The sequence below is a fragment of the Roseateles sp. P1_C1_2 genome (assembly GCF_056406535.1).
The window spans coordinates 210,594-226,600 of record NZ_JBFUAB010000002.1; the positions used below are offsets into that span (position 1 = coordinate 210,594).

General features: G+C 66.6%; 13 protein-coding genes. 5 read left to right on the forward strand and 8 right to left on the reverse strand.

What is annotated here, in order from left to right; all coding sequences use genetic code 11:
• Nucleotides 1-27 precede the first annotated feature (27 nt).
• Both AC1D2H_RS02770 and AC1D2H_RS02775 read left to right on the forward strand, forming a co-directional pair.
• Nucleotides 28-2,031 carry a PAS domain-containing hybrid sensor histidine kinase/response regulator gene (locus tag AC1D2H_RS02770; RefSeq protein ID WP_477928525.1) on the forward strand — a complete coding sequence of 668 codons (2,004 nt, stop codon included), beginning with the start codon at nucleotides 28-30 and terminating at the stop codon, nucleotides 2,029-2,031.
• A 55-nt stretch (nucleotides 2,032-2,086) separates the two neighbouring features.
• Nucleotides 2,087-4,435 carry a hypothetical protein gene (locus AC1D2H_RS02775; RefSeq protein ID WP_478009800.1) on the forward strand — a complete coding sequence of 783 codons (2,349 nt, stop codon included), beginning with the start codon at nucleotides 2,087-2,089 and terminating at the stop codon, nucleotides 4,433-4,435.
• A 69-nt stretch (nucleotides 4,436-4,504) separates the two neighbouring features.
• Here AC1D2H_RS02775 and dnaB read toward each other — a convergent pair whose 3' ends face one another.
• From dnaB to ppsA, 7 genes are all read right to left on the reverse strand, one after another.
• A complete protein-coding gene (gene dnaB / locus AC1D2H_RS02780) occupies nucleotides 4,505-5,929 on the reverse strand; it encodes a replicative DNA helicase (protein WP_477928522.1) in 1,425 nt (474 codons plus the stop codon).
• Between the two features lie 156 nt (nucleotides 5,930-6,085).
• Nucleotides 6,086-6,538: a 50S ribosomal protein L9 gene (rplI, locus tag AC1D2H_RS02785; RefSeq protein ID WP_477928520.1), complete on the reverse strand. Its 453-nt coding sequence runs from the start codon at nucleotides 6,536-6,538 to the stop codon at nucleotides 6,086-6,088.
• A 12-nt stretch (nucleotides 6,539-6,550) separates the two neighbouring features.
• The gene (gene rpsR, locus AC1D2H_RS02790; protein WP_056198092.1) at nucleotides 6,551-6,841 is read right to left on the reverse strand and encodes a 30S ribosomal protein S18; all 291 of its coding nucleotides are present in this window, start codon (nucleotides 6,839-6,841) and stop codon (nucleotides 6,551-6,553) included.
• 44 nt (nucleotides 6,842-6,885) lie between these two features.
• A complete protein-coding gene (priB, locus tag AC1D2H_RS02795) occupies nucleotides 6,886-7,179 on the reverse strand; it encodes a primosomal replication protein N (protein WP_477928518.1) in 294 nt (97 codons plus the stop codon).
• Nucleotides 7,180-7,229: 50 nt separating this feature from the next.
• Nucleotides 7,230-7,592, reverse strand: coding sequence for a 30S ribosomal protein S6 (gene rpsF, locus AC1D2H_RS02800; protein ID WP_119045492.1), 363 nt, complete (start codon nucleotides 7,590-7,592; stop codon nucleotides 7,230-7,232).
• A gap of 146 nt (nucleotides 7,593-7,738) precedes the next feature.
• A complete protein-coding gene (locus AC1D2H_RS02805) occupies nucleotides 7,739-9,796 on the reverse strand; it encodes a sodium:solute symporter family protein (protein WP_478009801.1) in 2,058 nt (685 codons plus the stop codon).
• 80 nt (nucleotides 9,797-9,876) lie between these two features.
• Entirely contained in the window at nucleotides 9,877-12,273 is a 2,397-nt protein-coding gene (ppsA, locus tag AC1D2H_RS02810; protein WP_478009802.1) for a phosphoenolpyruvate synthase, read from the reverse strand.
• Nucleotides 12,274-12,583: 310 nt separating this feature from the next.
• Here ppsA and AC1D2H_RS02815 point away from each other — a divergent pair, with 310 nt between their 5' ends.
• The 3 genes from AC1D2H_RS02815 to AC1D2H_RS02825 are packed head-to-tail and all read left to right on the forward strand — an operon-like array spanning nucleotide 12,584 to nucleotide 15,649.
• Nucleotides 12,584-13,894 carry an HD-GYP domain-containing protein gene (locus AC1D2H_RS02815; protein WP_478009803.1) on the forward strand — a complete coding sequence of 437 codons (1,311 nt, stop codon included), beginning with the start codon at nucleotides 12,584-12,586 and terminating at the stop codon, nucleotides 13,892-13,894.
• A 46-nt stretch (nucleotides 13,895-13,940) separates the two neighbouring features.
• Nucleotides 13,941-14,762, forward strand: coding sequence for a posphoenolpyruvate synthetase regulatory kinase/phosphorylase PpsR (ppsR, locus tag AC1D2H_RS02820; protein ID WP_477928512.1), 822 nt, complete (start codon nucleotides 13,941-13,943; stop codon nucleotides 14,760-14,762).
• On the forward strand, nucleotides 14,762-15,649 hold the full coding sequence (locus tag AC1D2H_RS02825; protein ID WP_478009804.1) for an EamA family transporter: 888 nt from the start codon (nucleotides 14,762-14,764) through the stop codon (nucleotides 15,647-15,649). The genes ppsR and AC1D2H_RS02825 overlap by 1 nt, the downstream gene beginning before the upstream one ends.
• Here AC1D2H_RS02825 and AC1D2H_RS02830 read toward each other — a convergent pair.
• Nucleotides 15,646-15,972 carry a hypothetical protein gene (locus AC1D2H_RS02830; protein ID WP_477928508.1) on the reverse strand — a complete coding sequence of 109 codons (327 nt, stop codon included), beginning with the start codon at nucleotides 15,970-15,972 and terminating at the stop codon, nucleotides 15,646-15,648. The two genes, AC1D2H_RS02825 and AC1D2H_RS02830, sit on opposite strands and share 4 nt — an antisense overlap.
• Nucleotides 15,973-16,007: the final 35 nt, after the last annotated feature.

Sequence of the window (16,007 nt, forward strand, 5' to 3'; positions counted from 1 at the left end):
GGTCGACCGCCACAGCGAAAGAAAAACTTGAAAGCAGATGACGAGGGCCTGCTGCGCAGCGAGGAGCGCTTTCGCCTGCTGGTGGACAGCGTGCGCGACTACGCGATCTTCATGCTGGACCCGCAAGGCCATGTGCTGACCTGGAATGCCGGCGCCGAGCGCTTCAAGGGCTACCGGGCGGACGAGATCATCGGCAGCCATTTCTCGCGCTTCTACCCGCCGGAGGCGCTGGCCCGGCAACTGCCCGAGCGTGAGCTGGAGATGGCGACGCGCGACGGCGCCTTCGAGGATGAGGGCTGGCGCGTGCGCAAGGACGGTTCGCTGTTCTGGGCCAATGTCGTCATCACGGCGATGCGAGACCCCTCGGGCCGGCTGGTGGGTTTCGCCAAGGTCACGCGCGACCTGACGCAAAGGCGCCACCAAGAGGAGGCGCTCAAGCGCAGCGAGGAGCGCTTCCGGCTGCTGGTCGAAGGCGTGGCCGACTACGCCATCTTCATGCTCGACGTGAACGGCCGCGTGGCCTCCTGGAACGAGGGCGCGCAGCGCATCAAGGGCTATGCGGCCGACGCCATCCTGGGCAAGCATTTCTCCACCTTCTACCCGGCCGAGGTGCGCGAAAGCGGCTGGCCGGAATACGAGCTGCAGCAGGCCCAGGAGACCGGCCGTTTCGTGGACACGGGCTGGCGGCTGCGCCAGGACGGCACGAGCTTCTGGGCCCAAGTGACCATCACGGCGCTGCGCGACGAGGGCGGTCAGCTGATCGGCTATGCCAAGCTGACGCGCGACCTGACGGCCAGCATGCGCATCGAGGCCATGGAGTTGGCCAACCGCGAGCACGAGGAGATCCTGGGCGCCGAGCGCAATGCACGCATTGCCGCCCAACGCGCCACGCGCATCAAGGACGAGTTCCTCGCCACGCTGTCACACGAGCTGCGCACGCCGCTGACGGCCATCCTCGGCTGGACGCAGGTGCTGCTGCGGGCCAGGCCGGGCGACGCGCGCATCAATCTGCAGCGCGCCATCGAGGTCATCGACCGCAACGCGCGCGCCCAGGTGCAGCTCATCGACGACCTGCTGGACCTCAATCGCATCATGACCGGCAAGCTGCGGCTGGACCTGCGGCAGCTGGGCATGGCCGACGTCATCCAGGCGGCCGTCGAATCCGTCGCGCCCGCGGCTGCGGCAAAGGGCGTGGAGCTGCAATCGCTGCTGGACGCCGGCCCGGCCATGGTCAATGGCGACAGCGGGCGGCTCCAGCAGGTGGTGTGGAACCTGCTAAACAACGCGATCAAGTTCACCCCCGCGGGTGGCCGCGTGCAGGTGCTGTTGCAGCGCATCGATTCCCATGTCGAGTTCAGCGTCAGCGACACCGGTGCAGGCATCCCGGCCTCCTTCCTGCCGCAGGTGTTCGACCGCTTCACGCAGCAGGACGGTTCCACCACCAGGGCTCACGGCGGCCTGGGCCTGGGGCTGGCCATCTGCAAGCAGCTCATCGAGCTGCACGGCGGCAGCATCCGGGCCGAGAGCGCCGGCGAAGGCCAGGGGGCGAGCTTCCTGGCCAGGCTGCCGCTGTCCCTCCTGCAGACGGCCGAGGAGCGCGTTCACGACGCCGCATCTGCCGACGCCCGCGCCAGCGAGAACCTCGCCCTGCCCAAGCTGGACGGCGTTCACGTCTTCGTGCTGGACGACGAAGCCGATGCGCGCGGCCTGCTGTGCCGCATCCTGGAGGATCAGGGCGCCCGCGTGGTGGCCTTCGCCTCGGCGCAGGAGCTGCTCGAGGCCGTCCAGCTGTCACGGCCGACCGTCATCGTCAGCGATGTCGGCATGCCCGCCGTGGACGGCTACCAGATGATCCGCGCGCTGCGGGCCACCGAGGCCCGCGACTCCCGCATCCCCGCCCTGGCACTCACGGCCTTCGCCCGGGCCGAGGACCGCAAGCGCTCGCTGATGGCCGGCTTCCAGGCCCATCTGGCCAAGCCCTTCGACGTGGCCGAGCTCATCCTGCTGGTGGCCAATCTGGCGGAGAAATAGCGCAGCGTCGCAGCTCTTCCGGCGCTTGACGATCTCCTCAGCGAGGCGCAATGCCGTGCTGGCGCCGGGCCGCCCCGCGCTCGGCCGCGTGGCCGAGCGCTTCGAGGATAGGGCCGAAAAGGCCTGCAGCGGGCTAACCCTTAAACCAGAACTGGACCGGAAATGCTCAACTCAGGCCCGCATTGGAACCGGTTCCATTTTGTGCGTCGGTGCCGATGACGAACCCAAACTACAGGAGACAAACATGAAGTGGATGAGGCACCCCGCCCTTCGACGATTCCTGCAGGGTGGCGCGCTCGCTGCGCTGCTCAGCGCCTTCACCATCGCAGAAGCGGCGACCCTGCAGGCCGTCGCCAACAACAACTTCGTGAGCGCGACCGCAACAGGGACTTCCTTCCTTACCGCGACGGCGCCGACCGCGAGTGCATGGGAGCAGTTCGAGATCATCGCCAACACCAACGGCACGATCTCCCTCAAGGCGACGGTGAGCGGCAATCTCGTCGCCGCAGACATCGGCCTGGCCGCTCCCAATGCCGCCAAGCTGATCGCGAACCGGGCGAGCATCGGTGGCTGGGAGCAATTCACCCTGGTGCCTCAGGCCAACGGCACGGTCGCGCTGCGCTCCGCAGCGAACAACCTGTATGTCAGTGCCGACCTGAACATTGGCGGCGCCCTGGTCGCGAATCGCTCAGCGGTTGGTGCGTGGGAACAGTTCATCATCGCCAACCCACCGACAGGCCCTGGCCCGGCGCCCGATCTGGGGCCGAACGTTCGCATCGTCAGTCCCACCACGCCCAACCTGCAGGGCCTCATCAACGACATCTACAGCGCGCAGCAGGGCAACCACTTCGGCGACCGTCGTGACGCCATCCTGTTGACGCCCGGCACCTACAACAACCTGCGCATTCCGGTCGGTTTCTACACGCAGGTGCTGGGTCTTGGCAGCCACCCGGATCAGGTGCATGTCAACGGCGACCTTAGATCCGATGCCTTCCTGGGCGGTGACAACGCCACCCAGAACTTCTGGCGCGGCGCCGAAAACTTCTCCGTCACGCCCAGTCTGGGCATCGGCAACAACACCTTGCAGTGGGCGGTCTCCCAGGCCATCCCGTTCCGGCGCATGCATGTGCGCGGCAACATCAAGCTGAACCAGAACAACGGCTGGTCCAGCGGTGGCTGGTTCTCGGAGGTGCTGGTGGACGGGCAGGTGAACTCCGCTTCGCAGCAGCAATGGATCTCGCGCAACAGCCAATGGGGAAGCTGGACCGGTTCCGGCTGGAACATGGTCTTCGTGGGCGTTCCCAGCGCGCCCGCCGGCAATTTCCCGACGCAGGGCCAGCGCTATACCAAGGTGACCGAAACCCCGGTGGTACGCGAGAAGCCCTACCTCTTCATCGACACCAACGGCGGCTATGCGGTGCGGCTGCCTTCCCTGCGCACCAACAGCTCGGGCATCAGCTGGTCCAACGGGGCCACCACGCCGGGCAGCACCATTCCCATCGGCCAGTTCTTCATCGCTCGGCCGACGGACAGCGCGGCCACCATCAATGCGCAGTTGGCCGCCGGACGGCACATCCTGTTCACACCCGGCATCTACGTGCTGACGCAGACCCTGCAGGTGAACAGCCCCAACACCGTTCTGCTGGGCATCGGCTTCCCGACGCTGCGCTCGGACAACGGCCAGCCGCTGATGAAGACGGCGGATGTCGATGGCCTGACCATCTCCGGCCTCTTCTTCGACGCGGGCGCCACGGAGTCCGGCGTGCTGCTGGAAGTCGGCCCGAACGGGGCCAGTGCCAACCATGCGGCCAACCCGACCGTGCTGCACGACGTGTTCTTCCGTGTGGGCGGCGCCGCGGCGGGACGCGCGGCATTCGGCCTGAGCATCAACGCCCACAACACCATCGTCGACCACACCTGGCTTTGGCGCGCCGACCATGGCGCGGGCGTCGGCTGGACGACCAACCCGTCGGCCTATGGCCTCTGGGTGAACGGCAACAACGTGACGATCTACGGCTTGTTCGTCGAGCACTTCCAGAACCATCAGGTGATGTGGAACGGCAACGGCGGCCGGGTGTACTTCTACCAGTCGGAGATTCCGTATGACCCGCCGAACCAGGCCTCATGGAACAGTGCCAGCGGCCGGGGCTATGCCTCCTACAAGGTCGCCGACAGCGTCACCAGCCACGAGGCCTGGGGGCTGGGTATCTACAGCGTGTTCACCAACCCGAACATCTTCCTGGACCGTGCGGTCGAGGCGCCGGTCAACTCGAACGTGCGCTTCCACAGCATCATCTCGGTCTGCCTGGGGTCGAATGGCGGGATCATCAACCCGATCAACAACACGGGCGGCCAGACCGCGTGCAACGCGGCCTTCACGCCCACGGTGACCAACTTTCCCTGAGCCGACGTCACAAGGCCACTGATGCGCGCTGCGCGTCAGTGGCCTCTCCAACTGGTGTCCGTCGAGGTTCTAGTACTCGTCGCGCTCCACGCCGACATAGCCAGGCGCGAGGTTCTCGAACTTGGTGTGCATGCGCTGGAACATCAGCTTCACGGTGCCCACCGGGCCGTTACGCTGCTTGGCGATGATGATCTCCGCCACGCCGGGTTCCTTGCACTCGTCCTTGGTGTAGTACTCGTCGCGGTAGATGAACATGATGATGTCGGCATCCTGCTCGATGGCGCCGGACTCACGCAGGTCGGACATCATGGGCCGCTTGTCGGGGCGCTGCTCCACCGAGCGGTTCAGCTGCGACAGTGCGATGACGGGGCAACGCAGCTCCTTGGCCAGGGCTTTCAGGCCGCGGGAGATTTCGCCGAGCACGGTGGCGCGGTTTTCCTCGCTGCCACCGCCGTTGCCAGACATCAGCTGCAGGTAGTCGATGACGATGAGCCCCAACTGGCCGCAGATGCGCGCCTGGCGGCGGGCGCGGGCACGCACCTCGCTGGGCGACAGGCCCGGGCTCTCGTCGATGAAGATGCTGGCCTTGCCGAGCTTGTCGACAGCCTCGGACAGGCGGCCCCACTCATCGTCCTTCAGCTGGCCGGTGCGCAGATGGCTCTGGTCGATGCGGCCGATGGAGCCCACCATCCGCAGCGCCAGCTGGGCGGCGCCCATTTCCATCGAATAGATGACGACGGGTAGGCCTTCGTTGATGGCCACGTTCTCGGCAATGTTGACCGCGAAGGCGGTCTTGCCCATGGACGGGCGCGCGGCCAGCACGATGAGGTCACCGCCCTGCAGGCCGGCGGTCTGGCGGTCCAGGTCGTAGAAGCCGGTGCGCACGCCGGTCACATCCTGGGCACCGCTCTCGGCCAGTTCGTTGACGCGGTCGATCAGCTGCACGACGAGCTGGTCCATGCTCTGGAAGCCCTGCTTGCTGCGCGAGCCTTCTTCACCGATCTTGAAGATCTTGCCTTCGGCCTCGTCGAGGATCTGCGTGACGGCGCGGCCCTGGGGGTTCATCGCAGCGGTGGCGATCTCGTCGCTGGTGGTGACCAGCTTGCGCAGGATGGCGCGCTCGCGAACGATTTCGGCGTAGCGGCGCAGGTTGGCGGCGCTGGGCACGCTCTGGGCCAGCGCGTTCAGATAGGCCAGGCCACCGCATTCCTCGGCGCGCCCGACCGAAGTCAGCTCGTCGAAGACGGTGACGACGTCGGCCGGCTTGCCCGCATTGATGAGCTTGCCGATGGCCGCGTAGACATGCTTGTGCTCGAAGCGATAGAAGTCGCTCTCGGTCAGCAGGTCGGCCGCCTTGTCCCAGGCCGAGTTGTCGATCAGCAGGCCGCCAAGCACGCTCTGCTCGGCCTCGACCGAGTGCGGAGGCACGCGCAACCGCGCGACTTCGTCGTCATGCGGCGCGGCGGAGGAGGAAGCGGGAAAGATGGCTGACATGCCTGTGGACAAACCTGTGGACGAGCTGGGTGTGACCGGTGGGTCGAGCGGGAAAACTCAGGCCCTAAAAAACCGAAGGCCGAAACCCTGAGGGTATCGGCCTTCGTTCGATGATGCGGCGACCAAGTGTCACCGCGCCATCAGGGGAAGCGAGATTTACTCGGCTTCAGCAACCACCTGGACGGTGATCTCGACGACCACGTCGGTGTGGGCAGCAACGCTCACCGGGAACTCGCCGACGGTCTTCAGCGGACCGTTGGGCAGGCGCACCTGGGCCTTGGCGACGGCGGTGCCGGCCTTGGTCAGGGCTTCTGCGACGTCGGCGTTGGTCACCGAGCCGAACAGACGGCCATCAACACCGGCCTTCTGGGCGATGCGGACGGTCTTGCCGGCGATGGCTTCACCCAGCTTCTGGGCTTCGGCCAGCTTGGCGGCGGCGATCTTTTCGAGTTCGGCGCGCTTGGCTTCGAATTCCTTGATCGCGGCTTCGGTCGCACGACGGGCGGCCTTGGTCGGGATCAGGAAGTTGCGGGCATAACCGTCCTTGACCTTGACGACGTCGCCGAGGTTGCCGAGGTTGGCCACTTTTTCGAGCAGGATCACTTGCATGTCGTCAGCTCCTTAGACCTTGTGCTGGTCGCTGTACGGCAGCAGGGCCAGGAAGCGCGCGCGCTTGATGGACACCGTCAGCTGACGCTGGAAGAAGGCGCGCGTGCCGGTCAGGCGAGCGGGCGTGATCTTGCCGTTTTCGGAGATGAAATCGCGCAGCGTGTCGATGTCCTTGTAGTCGATCTGCTCGACACCGGCGACGGTGAAGCGGCAGAAACGCTTGCGACGGAACAGCAACGATTGTTGGTTGCGCTTGGGCTTCTTGTCTTTGGAGAAGCGACCTTTACCACGTGGCGGGGGCATAGAGGACCTCTGTTAAATCTATCCGGATCAATCAATTCCGGGTTCTAGGAAGCAGCGGGTTCAATCACGGTGACGTGGGCGATGAAGCCCCGGCCGTTGCGCTGGTGGGTCAGGAAACCGCGGAAGACCGCGATGCCACCGACTCCCAGCGCCTGCAACTGCTTGGCCACCTCGCCCACCGCAACCGCCTTGATCTCCAAGGAGATCTTGCGCGGCTTGCCGGCTTCGATGACTTCGGACTCAGCCTTGAGGCTTGCGTCCAGGGCCATCAGCCCGGCGGGGGTGTAACGGATCAGACCGAGTTGCTGGATCTGTGCCTGCAGGTGAAGCTGGTTCACTCAGTCGGCACGCTGCTCGAAAAACCTGGTTCTTTAGCGATGAGCAGTGCTCAGGCCGCTTCCTGCTGCGGAGCCTTGCGGGCTTCTTCGCGCTCGACGGCCTTCATCATGACCGAGGGGGTCGTGATGGCCTTGTCCTGAACCACGGTGAGGTGGCGCAGCACGGCGTCGTTGAAGCGGAAGCCCGTCTCGAGCTCAGCCAGGACTTCCTTGCTGCACTCGATGTTCAGGCACAGGTAATGGGCCTTGGCGAGCTTCTGGATCAGGTAAGCCATCTGGCGACGGCCCCAGTCCTCGACTCGGTGCACGACACCACCACCGGTGGTGATCAGGCCCTTGTAACGCTCCAGCATGGCCGGAACTTGTTCGCTTTGATCCGGATGGATCAGCAGAACGATTTCGTAGTGACGCATATTTACTCCTTGTGGATTCCAGCCCGGCGTTGTCGAAAGTGACTGCCGGTCTGTGGAAGCCGCATCACGGCGTCTACACGCGGTGCGGCAAGGGGGAACCAAGGATTCTAGCCTGGAAGGCGCAAACGGCCAAATCAGCGCCTCGATCAGGCCACCGGGCGGCTGCGAAGCTTGTCGACGAAATCACGGTCGCGCTGGCTGGGCGCCGCGGTCATCAGGCTGACGATGACCAGCGCCAGTGCGCCCGCCGGCACGCCGAACAGGCCGGCCGACACCGGCTGGATGCCCCACCACAGCGTCACCGGCCCGGGCAGCCCCACCAGCGCGCGACCGCCCGGGTGGGCGATGACGAGGTAGAGCAGGCACACCGCCAGCCCGGTCAGCATGCCGGCCAGGGCGCCGCTGCGATTGGCCCGGCGCCAGAAGACACCGGCCACCAGGGCCGGGAAGAAGGTCGAGCCGGCGATGGAGAAGGCCGCGGTGACGACGGCCAGGATGTCGGCCGGCCGGCTGGACGCCACCGCCGCCGCGCCCAGCGCCGCCGCCAGCAGCAGGGCCTTGGACAGGGTGACGCGGCGCGTGCGCGAGGCTTCGGGGTTGATGGCCTTGTAGTAGAGGTCGTGGGACAGGGCGCTGGAAATGGCCAGCAGCAGGCCGTCGGCGGTGGACAGCGCCGCCGCCAGCCCGCCGGCAGCCACCATGCCGGAGATGACATAGGGCAGACCGCCCAGCTCGGGCATGACCAGCATGACGAGGTCGGGGTGCAGGCGCAGCTCGCCCAGTTGCAGCTTGCCGTCGCCGTTCAGGTCGACGGCCGACAGCAGGGCCGGGTCGACGCGCTGCCACTGGCGTATCCATGCGGGCAACTGGTCGAAGGAGGTGCCCACCAGGCTGTTGAACACCTCGGTCTTGACCATCACGGCCAGCGCCGGCGCCGTCAGATAGAGCAGGCAGATGAAGACCAGCGACCAGGCCACCGACTCTCTCGCCGTCTTGACCGTCGTCGTCGTGTAGTAGCGCGTCAGCAGATGCGGCAAGCCGGCCGTGCCCACCATCAGGCACAGCGCCAGCGCGATGAAGTTGCGGCGCGCCGCGCTCGCCTGCTCGCGCTCGGGCGGGCTGCCATCCGGGTTGCCGGCAAAGGGCTGCATATGCGGAACGAGGCCGGACAGCGGCTGGGCCAGCTGGGCCTCGCCCACCTGCTCGCGCCGCCAGCGCTCCTCGGCCTCGGGCGGTGTGCGCGGCAGCGCGGCGCGCTGCTTCTCGGCGGCCTGGATGCGCGCCAGCGGCGCACCCTCGGACTTCAGCGCTGCCACCTGGGCGGCCGCCCTCGCCTGCTCGTCGGCCAGGGCCTTGGGCACGTCGGCCAGCTTCGCCTCGGCCGCATCGGCGCGCTGCTGGTGGATGGCGCGCACCTGCAGCTCGGCCGGGTCGCGGATCAGCTCGCGCTCGCGCTCGGCAAGCTGGTGCAGCTGCTGGCCATAGACGAGCTGCGGCAGCGGCCAGCCGGTCTGCTTGACGCTGAGCCAGATGACCGGCACCAGATAGGCCAGGATCATGATGAGGTACTGCGCCACCTGGGTCCAGGTGACGGCGCGCATGCCGCCCAGGAAGGAGCAGACCAGCACGCCGCCCAGGCCGACGAAAACGCCCACCTCGAAGCCCAGGCCCGTCAGCCGCGTCGTGATGAGGCCCACGCCGTAGATCTGCGCGACCAGATAGACGAAGGACACCAGGATGGCGGCCGCCGCACCGACCAGGCGCAGCGCACGGCTGTCGAAGCGCTCGGCGAGGAAGTCGGCCAGCGTGAACTGGCCGAAACGGCGCAGATAGGGCGCGATGCACAGCGCCACGAGGACGAATCCGCCGGTCCAGCCCAGCACATAGGCCAGGCCTGCATAGCCGCTGGCATAGAGCGTGCCGACCAGGCCGATGAAGGTGGCCGCACTCATCCAGTCGGCGCCGGCAGCCATGCCGTTGTACAGCGGCGGCACGCGGCGGCCGGCGACGAAGTATTCGGCCGGATCGGTCGTGCGGCAGAGGATGCCGATGACGGCGTAGACCAGCACCGTCGTGCCGAGGAAGGTGTAGCCGATCCAGGCCTTGGGCAGGCCACGCTGCTCGGCCAGGCCCAGGCCCACCACCAACGCGATGAAGCTCAGTGCGAACAGGAAATAGCGGCGGTGCAGAGGGCTGGCGGACACGGTCGCGATGATGGCAACAAAAAGCCCGGGTTCCCTTGCGGAGAACCCGGGCCGATCTTCAGTCGCTCAATCGCGAAGACTTACTTGGCGGCCAGACGCTGCCAGGTCTCGATGACGGTGTCGGGGTTCAGCGAGATCGACACGATGCCCTCCTCGGCCAGCCAGTCGGCGAAGTCAGGATGGTCGCTGGGGCCCTGGCCGCAGATGCCGATGTATTTGCCGGTGGCGCGGCAGGCGCGGATGGCGCGCGAGATCATGGCCTTGACGGCCGGGTCGCGTTCGTCGAAGTCGCCGGCCAGTTGCTCCAGGCCCGAGTCGCGGTCCAGGCCCAGTGTCAGCTGCGTCAGGTCGTTGGAGCCGATGGACATGCCGTCAAAGTGCTCCAGGAATTGCTCGGCCAGGATGGCATTGCTCGGCACCTCGCACATCATGATGATGCGCAGGCCGTCGACACCGCGCTTGAGGCCCCGGTCGGCCAGCATGGAGACGACCTTCTCGGCCTGCTTCACGGTACGCACGAAGGGCACCATGATCTCGATGTTGTTCAGGCCCATCTCCTTGCGCACGCGCTTCAAGGCCTCGCACTCCATCGCGAAGGCGTCCTGGAAGTCGCCGCTGATGTAGCGCGACGCACCGCGGAAGCCCAGCATGGGGTTCTCTTCGTCCGGCTCGTAGCGGCTGCCGCCGATGAGCTTGCGGTACTCATTGCTCTTGAAGTCCGACAGGCGAACGATGACAGGGCGCGGGAAGAAGGCGGCGGCAATCGTCGCGATGCCTTCGGCGAGCTTGTCGACGTAGAAGGCGCGCGGCGAGGCATGGCCGCGGGCCACTGACTCGACGGCCTTCTTCAGGTCGGCATCGATGTTCGGATAGTCCAGGATGGCCTTGGGGTGGACGCCGATGTTGTTGTTGATGATGAACTCGAGCCGGGCCAGGCCCACGCCGCTCGAAGGCATCTGCGCGAAGTTGAAGGCCAGCTGCGGGTTGCCGACGTTCATCATGATCTTGATGGGGCAGTACGGCAGCTCGCCGCGGTGCACCTCGCTGATCTCGGTCTCGAGCAGGCCGTCGTAGATATAGCCCGTGTCGCCCTCGGAGCAGGCGACCGTGACGAGCTGGCCGTCCTTCAACTTGTCCGTCGCGTCGCCGCAGCCGACCACGGCCGGGATGCCCAGTTCACGCGCAATGATGGCCGCGTGGCAGGTGCGGCCGCCACGGTTGGTGACGATGGCGCTGGCGCGCTTCATGACGGGCTCCCAGTTGGGGTCTGTCATGTCGGTGACGAGCACGTCGCCCGGCTGCACGCGGTCCATCTCGGCCACGCTCTCCACCAGCCGCACGGGCCCGGTGCCGATCTTCTGGCCGATGGCGCGGCCCTCGGCCAGCACGGCGCTGTGCGCCTTGAGCTTGTAGGCGAGCTCGACCTGGCCGGCCTGCTGGCTCTTCACCGTCTCCGGGCGGGCCTGCAGGATGTAGATCTTGCCGTCCACGCCGTCGCGGCCCCACTCGATGTCCATCGCGCGGCCATAGTGCTGCTCGATGATCAGCGCGTACTGGGCCAGTTCGGTGACTTCGGCGTCGTTGAGCGAATAGCGGTTGCGGGACTCGACGGCAGTGTCCACCGTCTTCACCAGTTTGCCGGACGCGGCCTTTTCTTCGGGCGACGCGAACTCCATGCGCAGCAGCTTGGAGCCCAGGTTGCGGCGGATGATGGCCAGCTTGCCGGCCTTCAGCGCCGGCTTGTGTACGTAGAACTCGTCCGGATTCACGGCGCCCTGCACCACCGTTTCGCCCAGACCGTAGCTGGACGTGATGAAGACCACTTCCTGGAAGCCGCTCTCGGTATCGATGGTGAACATGACGCCGGCCGAGCCGAGGTCGCTGCGCACCATGCGCTGCACGCCGGCCGACAGGGCCACGTCGTTGTGGGCAAAGCCCTTGTGCACGCGGTAGCTGATGGCGCGGTCGTTGTAGAGCGACGCGAACACCTCGCGCATCTTGTGCAGCACCTCGTCGATGCCGACGACGTTCAGGAAGGTTTCCTGCTGGCCGGCGAAGGAGGCATCGGGCAGGTCTTCCGCCGTGGCGGACGAACGCACGGCGAAGCTCACGCCGGGGTTGTCGGCGGTCAGCTGCGCGAAGGACGCGCGCACGCCGGCTTCCAGATCGGCCGGGAAGGGCTGGTTCTCGATCCAGCCGCGGATCTCGGCGCCAGCCTCGGCCAACGCGCGGACGTCATCGGTGTTGAGCGTGGAGAGACGCGCCGCGATGCGCGCGTCCAGCCCCTCGTGCTTGAGGAACTGCCGGAAGGCATGCGCCGTGGTGGCAAAGCCTCCGGGGACGCGCACGCCGCTGGCGGCGAGCTGCGAGATCATTTCGCCGAGGCTGGCGTTCTTGCCGCCAACAGACTCGACGTCGGTCATCCTCAGGTTCTCAAACGGTACGACCAGGGCGGTCGCCTCGAACAGGGTGGACATGGGGAAACTCCGGGAGGTTGAAAAACCGGTGTCGTCGCGTCGTCCGCGCCCGGTGCCGAGCCAAGGTGCTCAAGGCAAGCGCAGCTCCGTCCATTTCTGGATTCTTTTAGGAGGAGGGAGGCGCGCATGGGCTGATCGCGAGGAATTGCGGCGGATTCTAGGCCTCGGGTTTCACCCGGGTACGGCGAGTGGGTGTGCAATAAGTCCCGCTACGGCGCCATGCCCCCTCTTCAGGGGTGTCTTGCAATCGCTGTCAGCCGACTGATTCAGGTCAAGCGCCGTTGCACCCAGTCTGTGCACAATGGCCCGCGTGGCTGCCGAATCCGCTCCCGAAGTCAACCCGCATTACCTGGATCACGTGATCCGCGTGTCCGAGTCGCGCCCCGTCGAGGCCAGCGAGGACATCGTGAGCCAGAACGGCATCAAACTGCTGGCCAAAGGCGCCCAGATCAACGACAAGGTGCGCGACCGGTTGCTGATGCACAAGCTGCAGAAGCCGCTGGAAGATTGCATCCAGGTAACCCAGGGTGTCATGCCGGAGAGCTTCGGGCCGCTCGGCGAAGCCCTGTTCGAGCAACACCCGCTGCTCAAGACGATCTGTGCCCATGACCTCTACCCCAGCGCCCCGACGACACTGGCCACGCTCAAGCTCAGCGTGCCCGTGCAGTCGCTGCTGACGGTCTACGCCGAGCACCAGGGCGACCGCCTCAAGCACACTGCCGGCGTGGCGATGCTGGCGCTGGCGCTGGCGCGGCGCATGCTGCCGGGCGAAACCGAGCGGCATCGCATGCTGGCACTGGCCGGCTTGCTGCACGACGTAGGCGAGCTCTACATCGACCCGCGGTTCATGCGCCCCGGCACGCCGCTCGGGCCGCAGGAGTGGCGTCACGTCGCCTCCCACCCCGTCGTCGGCGAACGCGTGCTGCGCAACATGCCCGGCGCGGGCAAGGAAGTGGCCAGCGCCGTGTTACATCACCATGAGCGGCTCGACGGCTTCGGTTACCCACGCGGTGTGCAGGGTGCCGCGCTGCCGCTGAACGGCCAGATCCTCGCCGCGGCTGAGTGGCTGATGGCCCTCATCGAGACCAGCATGACGCCGATGACGCGTGCGAGCGTCGCGACCAAGCTCATTCCCGGCGAGTTCGACCGGGAGCTGACCGAAGCCATCGCCGCCGCGGCCCAGAGCGATCTGCCCCCGGCCGACCCGGTGGCCGACCCCATGCCGCTGGAGTCCGCGATACCACGCGTCATCGGCATTGCAGCCACGCTGGAGCGATTCCGTGAGGCACGCCCCTGGATCGAGGAGCGCATTGCAGCGGCAAGACCGGCGTTACACGCGGTGCTCAAGGCCGGACTGCAGCGCCTGCTGCGCATCCAGACGGCGTTTTCCAGCACCGGCCTCGACGTGCACGACCCTGACGCCCTCGTTGCCGAGCTTGCCGAGCAGCGCGATGCATCGCTGCAGGTGGAGCTGATGACGGTCGTTGGAGAGCTGGAGTGGCGGCTGCGCGAACTCGAGCGCGAGTCCCTGCTGCGCGCCGGCTTGCTGCCGCCTCAGGAACAGGCCGTCATGCGCGAGCTGATCGCCAGGCTCAAGGGCGAGCCTCGCGGCGAGGCATGACCTGCTGGCTATCATGGCCTCGCCCTGAACTTCGCGAGCAGTAACCATGACCGCCAGAACCGTTTATTTCGTCTCTGACGGCACCGGCATCACCGCCGAGACCTTCGGCAATTCCATCCTCGCCCAGTTCTCCATCAAGGCCCGCCACGTGCGCCGGCCTTTCGTCGATTCGGCCGAAAAGGCTCACGCCGTCGTGGCCGAGATCAACGAAGTCGCCGTGCGTGAGGCCCAGCGGCCCATCGTCTTTGCCACCCTGGTGGACCGCGACGTGCTCAAGATCGTCCGCGAGCATTGCCAGGGCCGCGTGATGGACATGTTCGGCACCTTCATCGAACCGCTGGAAGACGAGTTCGGCATCAAGAGCAACCACCGCGTGGGCCGCTTCTCCGACGTGGCCGAGAGCAAGGAATATCACGACCGCATCGAGGCCATCAACTTCTCGCTGGCCCACGACGACGGCCAGTCGGCGCGCAACCTCGACGTCGCCGACGTCATCCTCGTCGGCGTGTCGCGCTCGGGCAAGACGCCGACCTCGCTGTATCTCGCCATGCAGCATGGCATCAAGGCCGCCAACTACCCGCTGATCCCCGAAGACTTCGAGCGCCGCAAGCTGCCCGCGCCGTTGCTGCCGCACAAGCGCAAATGCTTCGGCCTGACCATCGACCCCGAGCGCCTCTCGTCCATCCGCAACGAGCGCCGCCCCGGCAGCAAATACGCCGACGTGCTGAACTGCCGCTACGAGGTCAACGAGGCCGAAGCCATGATGAAGCGCGACGGCATCGCCTGGCTGTCGTCCACGCACAAGTCCATCGAAGAGATCGCGACCACCATCCTGCGCGATATCCGGCCCGACCGTTTGATGTACTGATGCCGGCACACGCCTTAGCGCTCGTTCTCGTCGCCGCCCTCCTCCACGCCGTCTGGAACCTCGCCGCCAAGAAGTGGGGCGGCGGCACGCATTTCGTCTTCAGCTGCGCTTTGGGCGTCTGCGTGCTGTGGCTGCCCGCCGTGCTGTGGGTGGGCCTGGACGAGTTGCCGCGCTGGTCGCTGCTGGCCTGGGGCTTCGTCGCCGCCAGCGCCGTCGTCCACCTCGGCTATTTCAACTGCCTGATCGCGGGCTATCGGGCCAGCGACCTGACCGTCGTCTACCCGGTAGCCCGTGGCAGCGGGCCTTTTTTGTCGGCCCTCGCGGCCGTCGTGCTGCTGGGCGAACACCTGGGCGTCTACGGCGCGCTGGGCCTGGCCGGCGTCGTCGGCGGCATCCTGCTGATCACCATGGGCCCGCGCCTCATCGGCCGCGGCGTCGTCGACCATGAAGCCACCGCGCAGATACGGCGCCGTCGCGGCGTCTACTGGGGCGCGGCCACCGGCACGCTGATCGCCGGCTACACGGTGCTGGATGGCTATGCGGTCAAGGTGCTGGCCGTGTCGCCGCTGATGCTGGACTACTTCGGCAATGTGCTGCGCGTGCCGCTGCAGCTGCCGACGCTGCTGCGCCAGCCGCAGAGCTTCTGGCCGGAGCTGCGTCGCAGCTGGAAGGGTGTGCTGGCTGTCGCGGGCCTGGGGCCGTTGGCCTACATCCTGGTGCTGCTGGCCATGCGCGAGGCGCCGCTGTCACGCGTAGCGCCGGCGCGTGAGGTGTCCATGCTGTTCGCGGCGCTGCTCGGCGGTCAGCTGCTGGGCGAGAGTGAACGCGGCTGGCGCATCGCCGGCGCCGCGTTGATCGGGGCCGGCGTCATTGCGCTGGCCGTCTAAGACAGCATTCCGGCATTCACCGCACCGCACTCCGCATCCTCGTCGTCGAAGATGACGATGAACCAGAACGACTGCTCCGGCGAGCCGTGCACCTCGCTCAGCGCCGAAGCCGGTTTCGAAAGCTTGAGCCTGAGATCAAGCGACAACTCCTCGGCCGCCGCCAGGTCTTCGCGCGCCACCGCCTGAAGCTCCACGGGCTCGTCACGGAAGTCCAGCACCACCACCAGGTCATTGGTCTTGAAATGGCGTTGGGCGGCCTGCGCGAAGTCGGTGACGCGCGCGTCGAGGATCTCTTGAATGCGGTCAGGAAGGGAATCACTCATAGAGGCATCCCATGGATGGATGAGCCCATTGTGAC

Coding starts and splice junctions, on each gene's coding strand:
- dnaB (WP_477928522.1), bottom strand. CDS start 5,929: ATGTCAGCCATCTTTCCCGCTTCCTCCTCCGCCGCGCCGCATGACGAC.
- rplI (WP_477928520.1), bottom strand. CDS start 6,538: ATGCAAGTGATCCTGCTCGAAAAAGTGGCCAACCTCGGCAACCTCGGC.
- rpsF (WP_119045492.1), bottom strand. CDS start 7,592: ATGCGTCACTACGAAATCGTTCTGCTGATCCATCCGGATCAAAGCGAA.
- AC1D2H_RS02825 (WP_478009804.1), top strand. CDS start 14,762: ATGCCGGCACACGCCTTAGCGCTCGTTCTCGTCGCCGCCCTCCTCCAC.
- ppsA (WP_478009802.1), bottom strand. CDS start 12,273: ATGTCCACCCTGTTCGAGGCGACCGCCCTGGTCGTACCGTTTGAGAAC.
- rpsR (WP_056198092.1), bottom strand. CDS start 6,841: ATGCCCCCGCCACGTGGTAAAGGTCGCTTCTCCAAAGACAAGAAGCCC.
- AC1D2H_RS02830 (WP_477928508.1), bottom strand. CDS start 15,972: ATGAGTGATTCCCTTCCTGACCGCATTCAAGAGATCCTCGACGCGCGC.
- ppsR (WP_477928512.1), top strand. CDS start 13,941: ATGACCGCCAGAACCGTTTATTTCGTCTCTGACGGCACCGGCATCACC.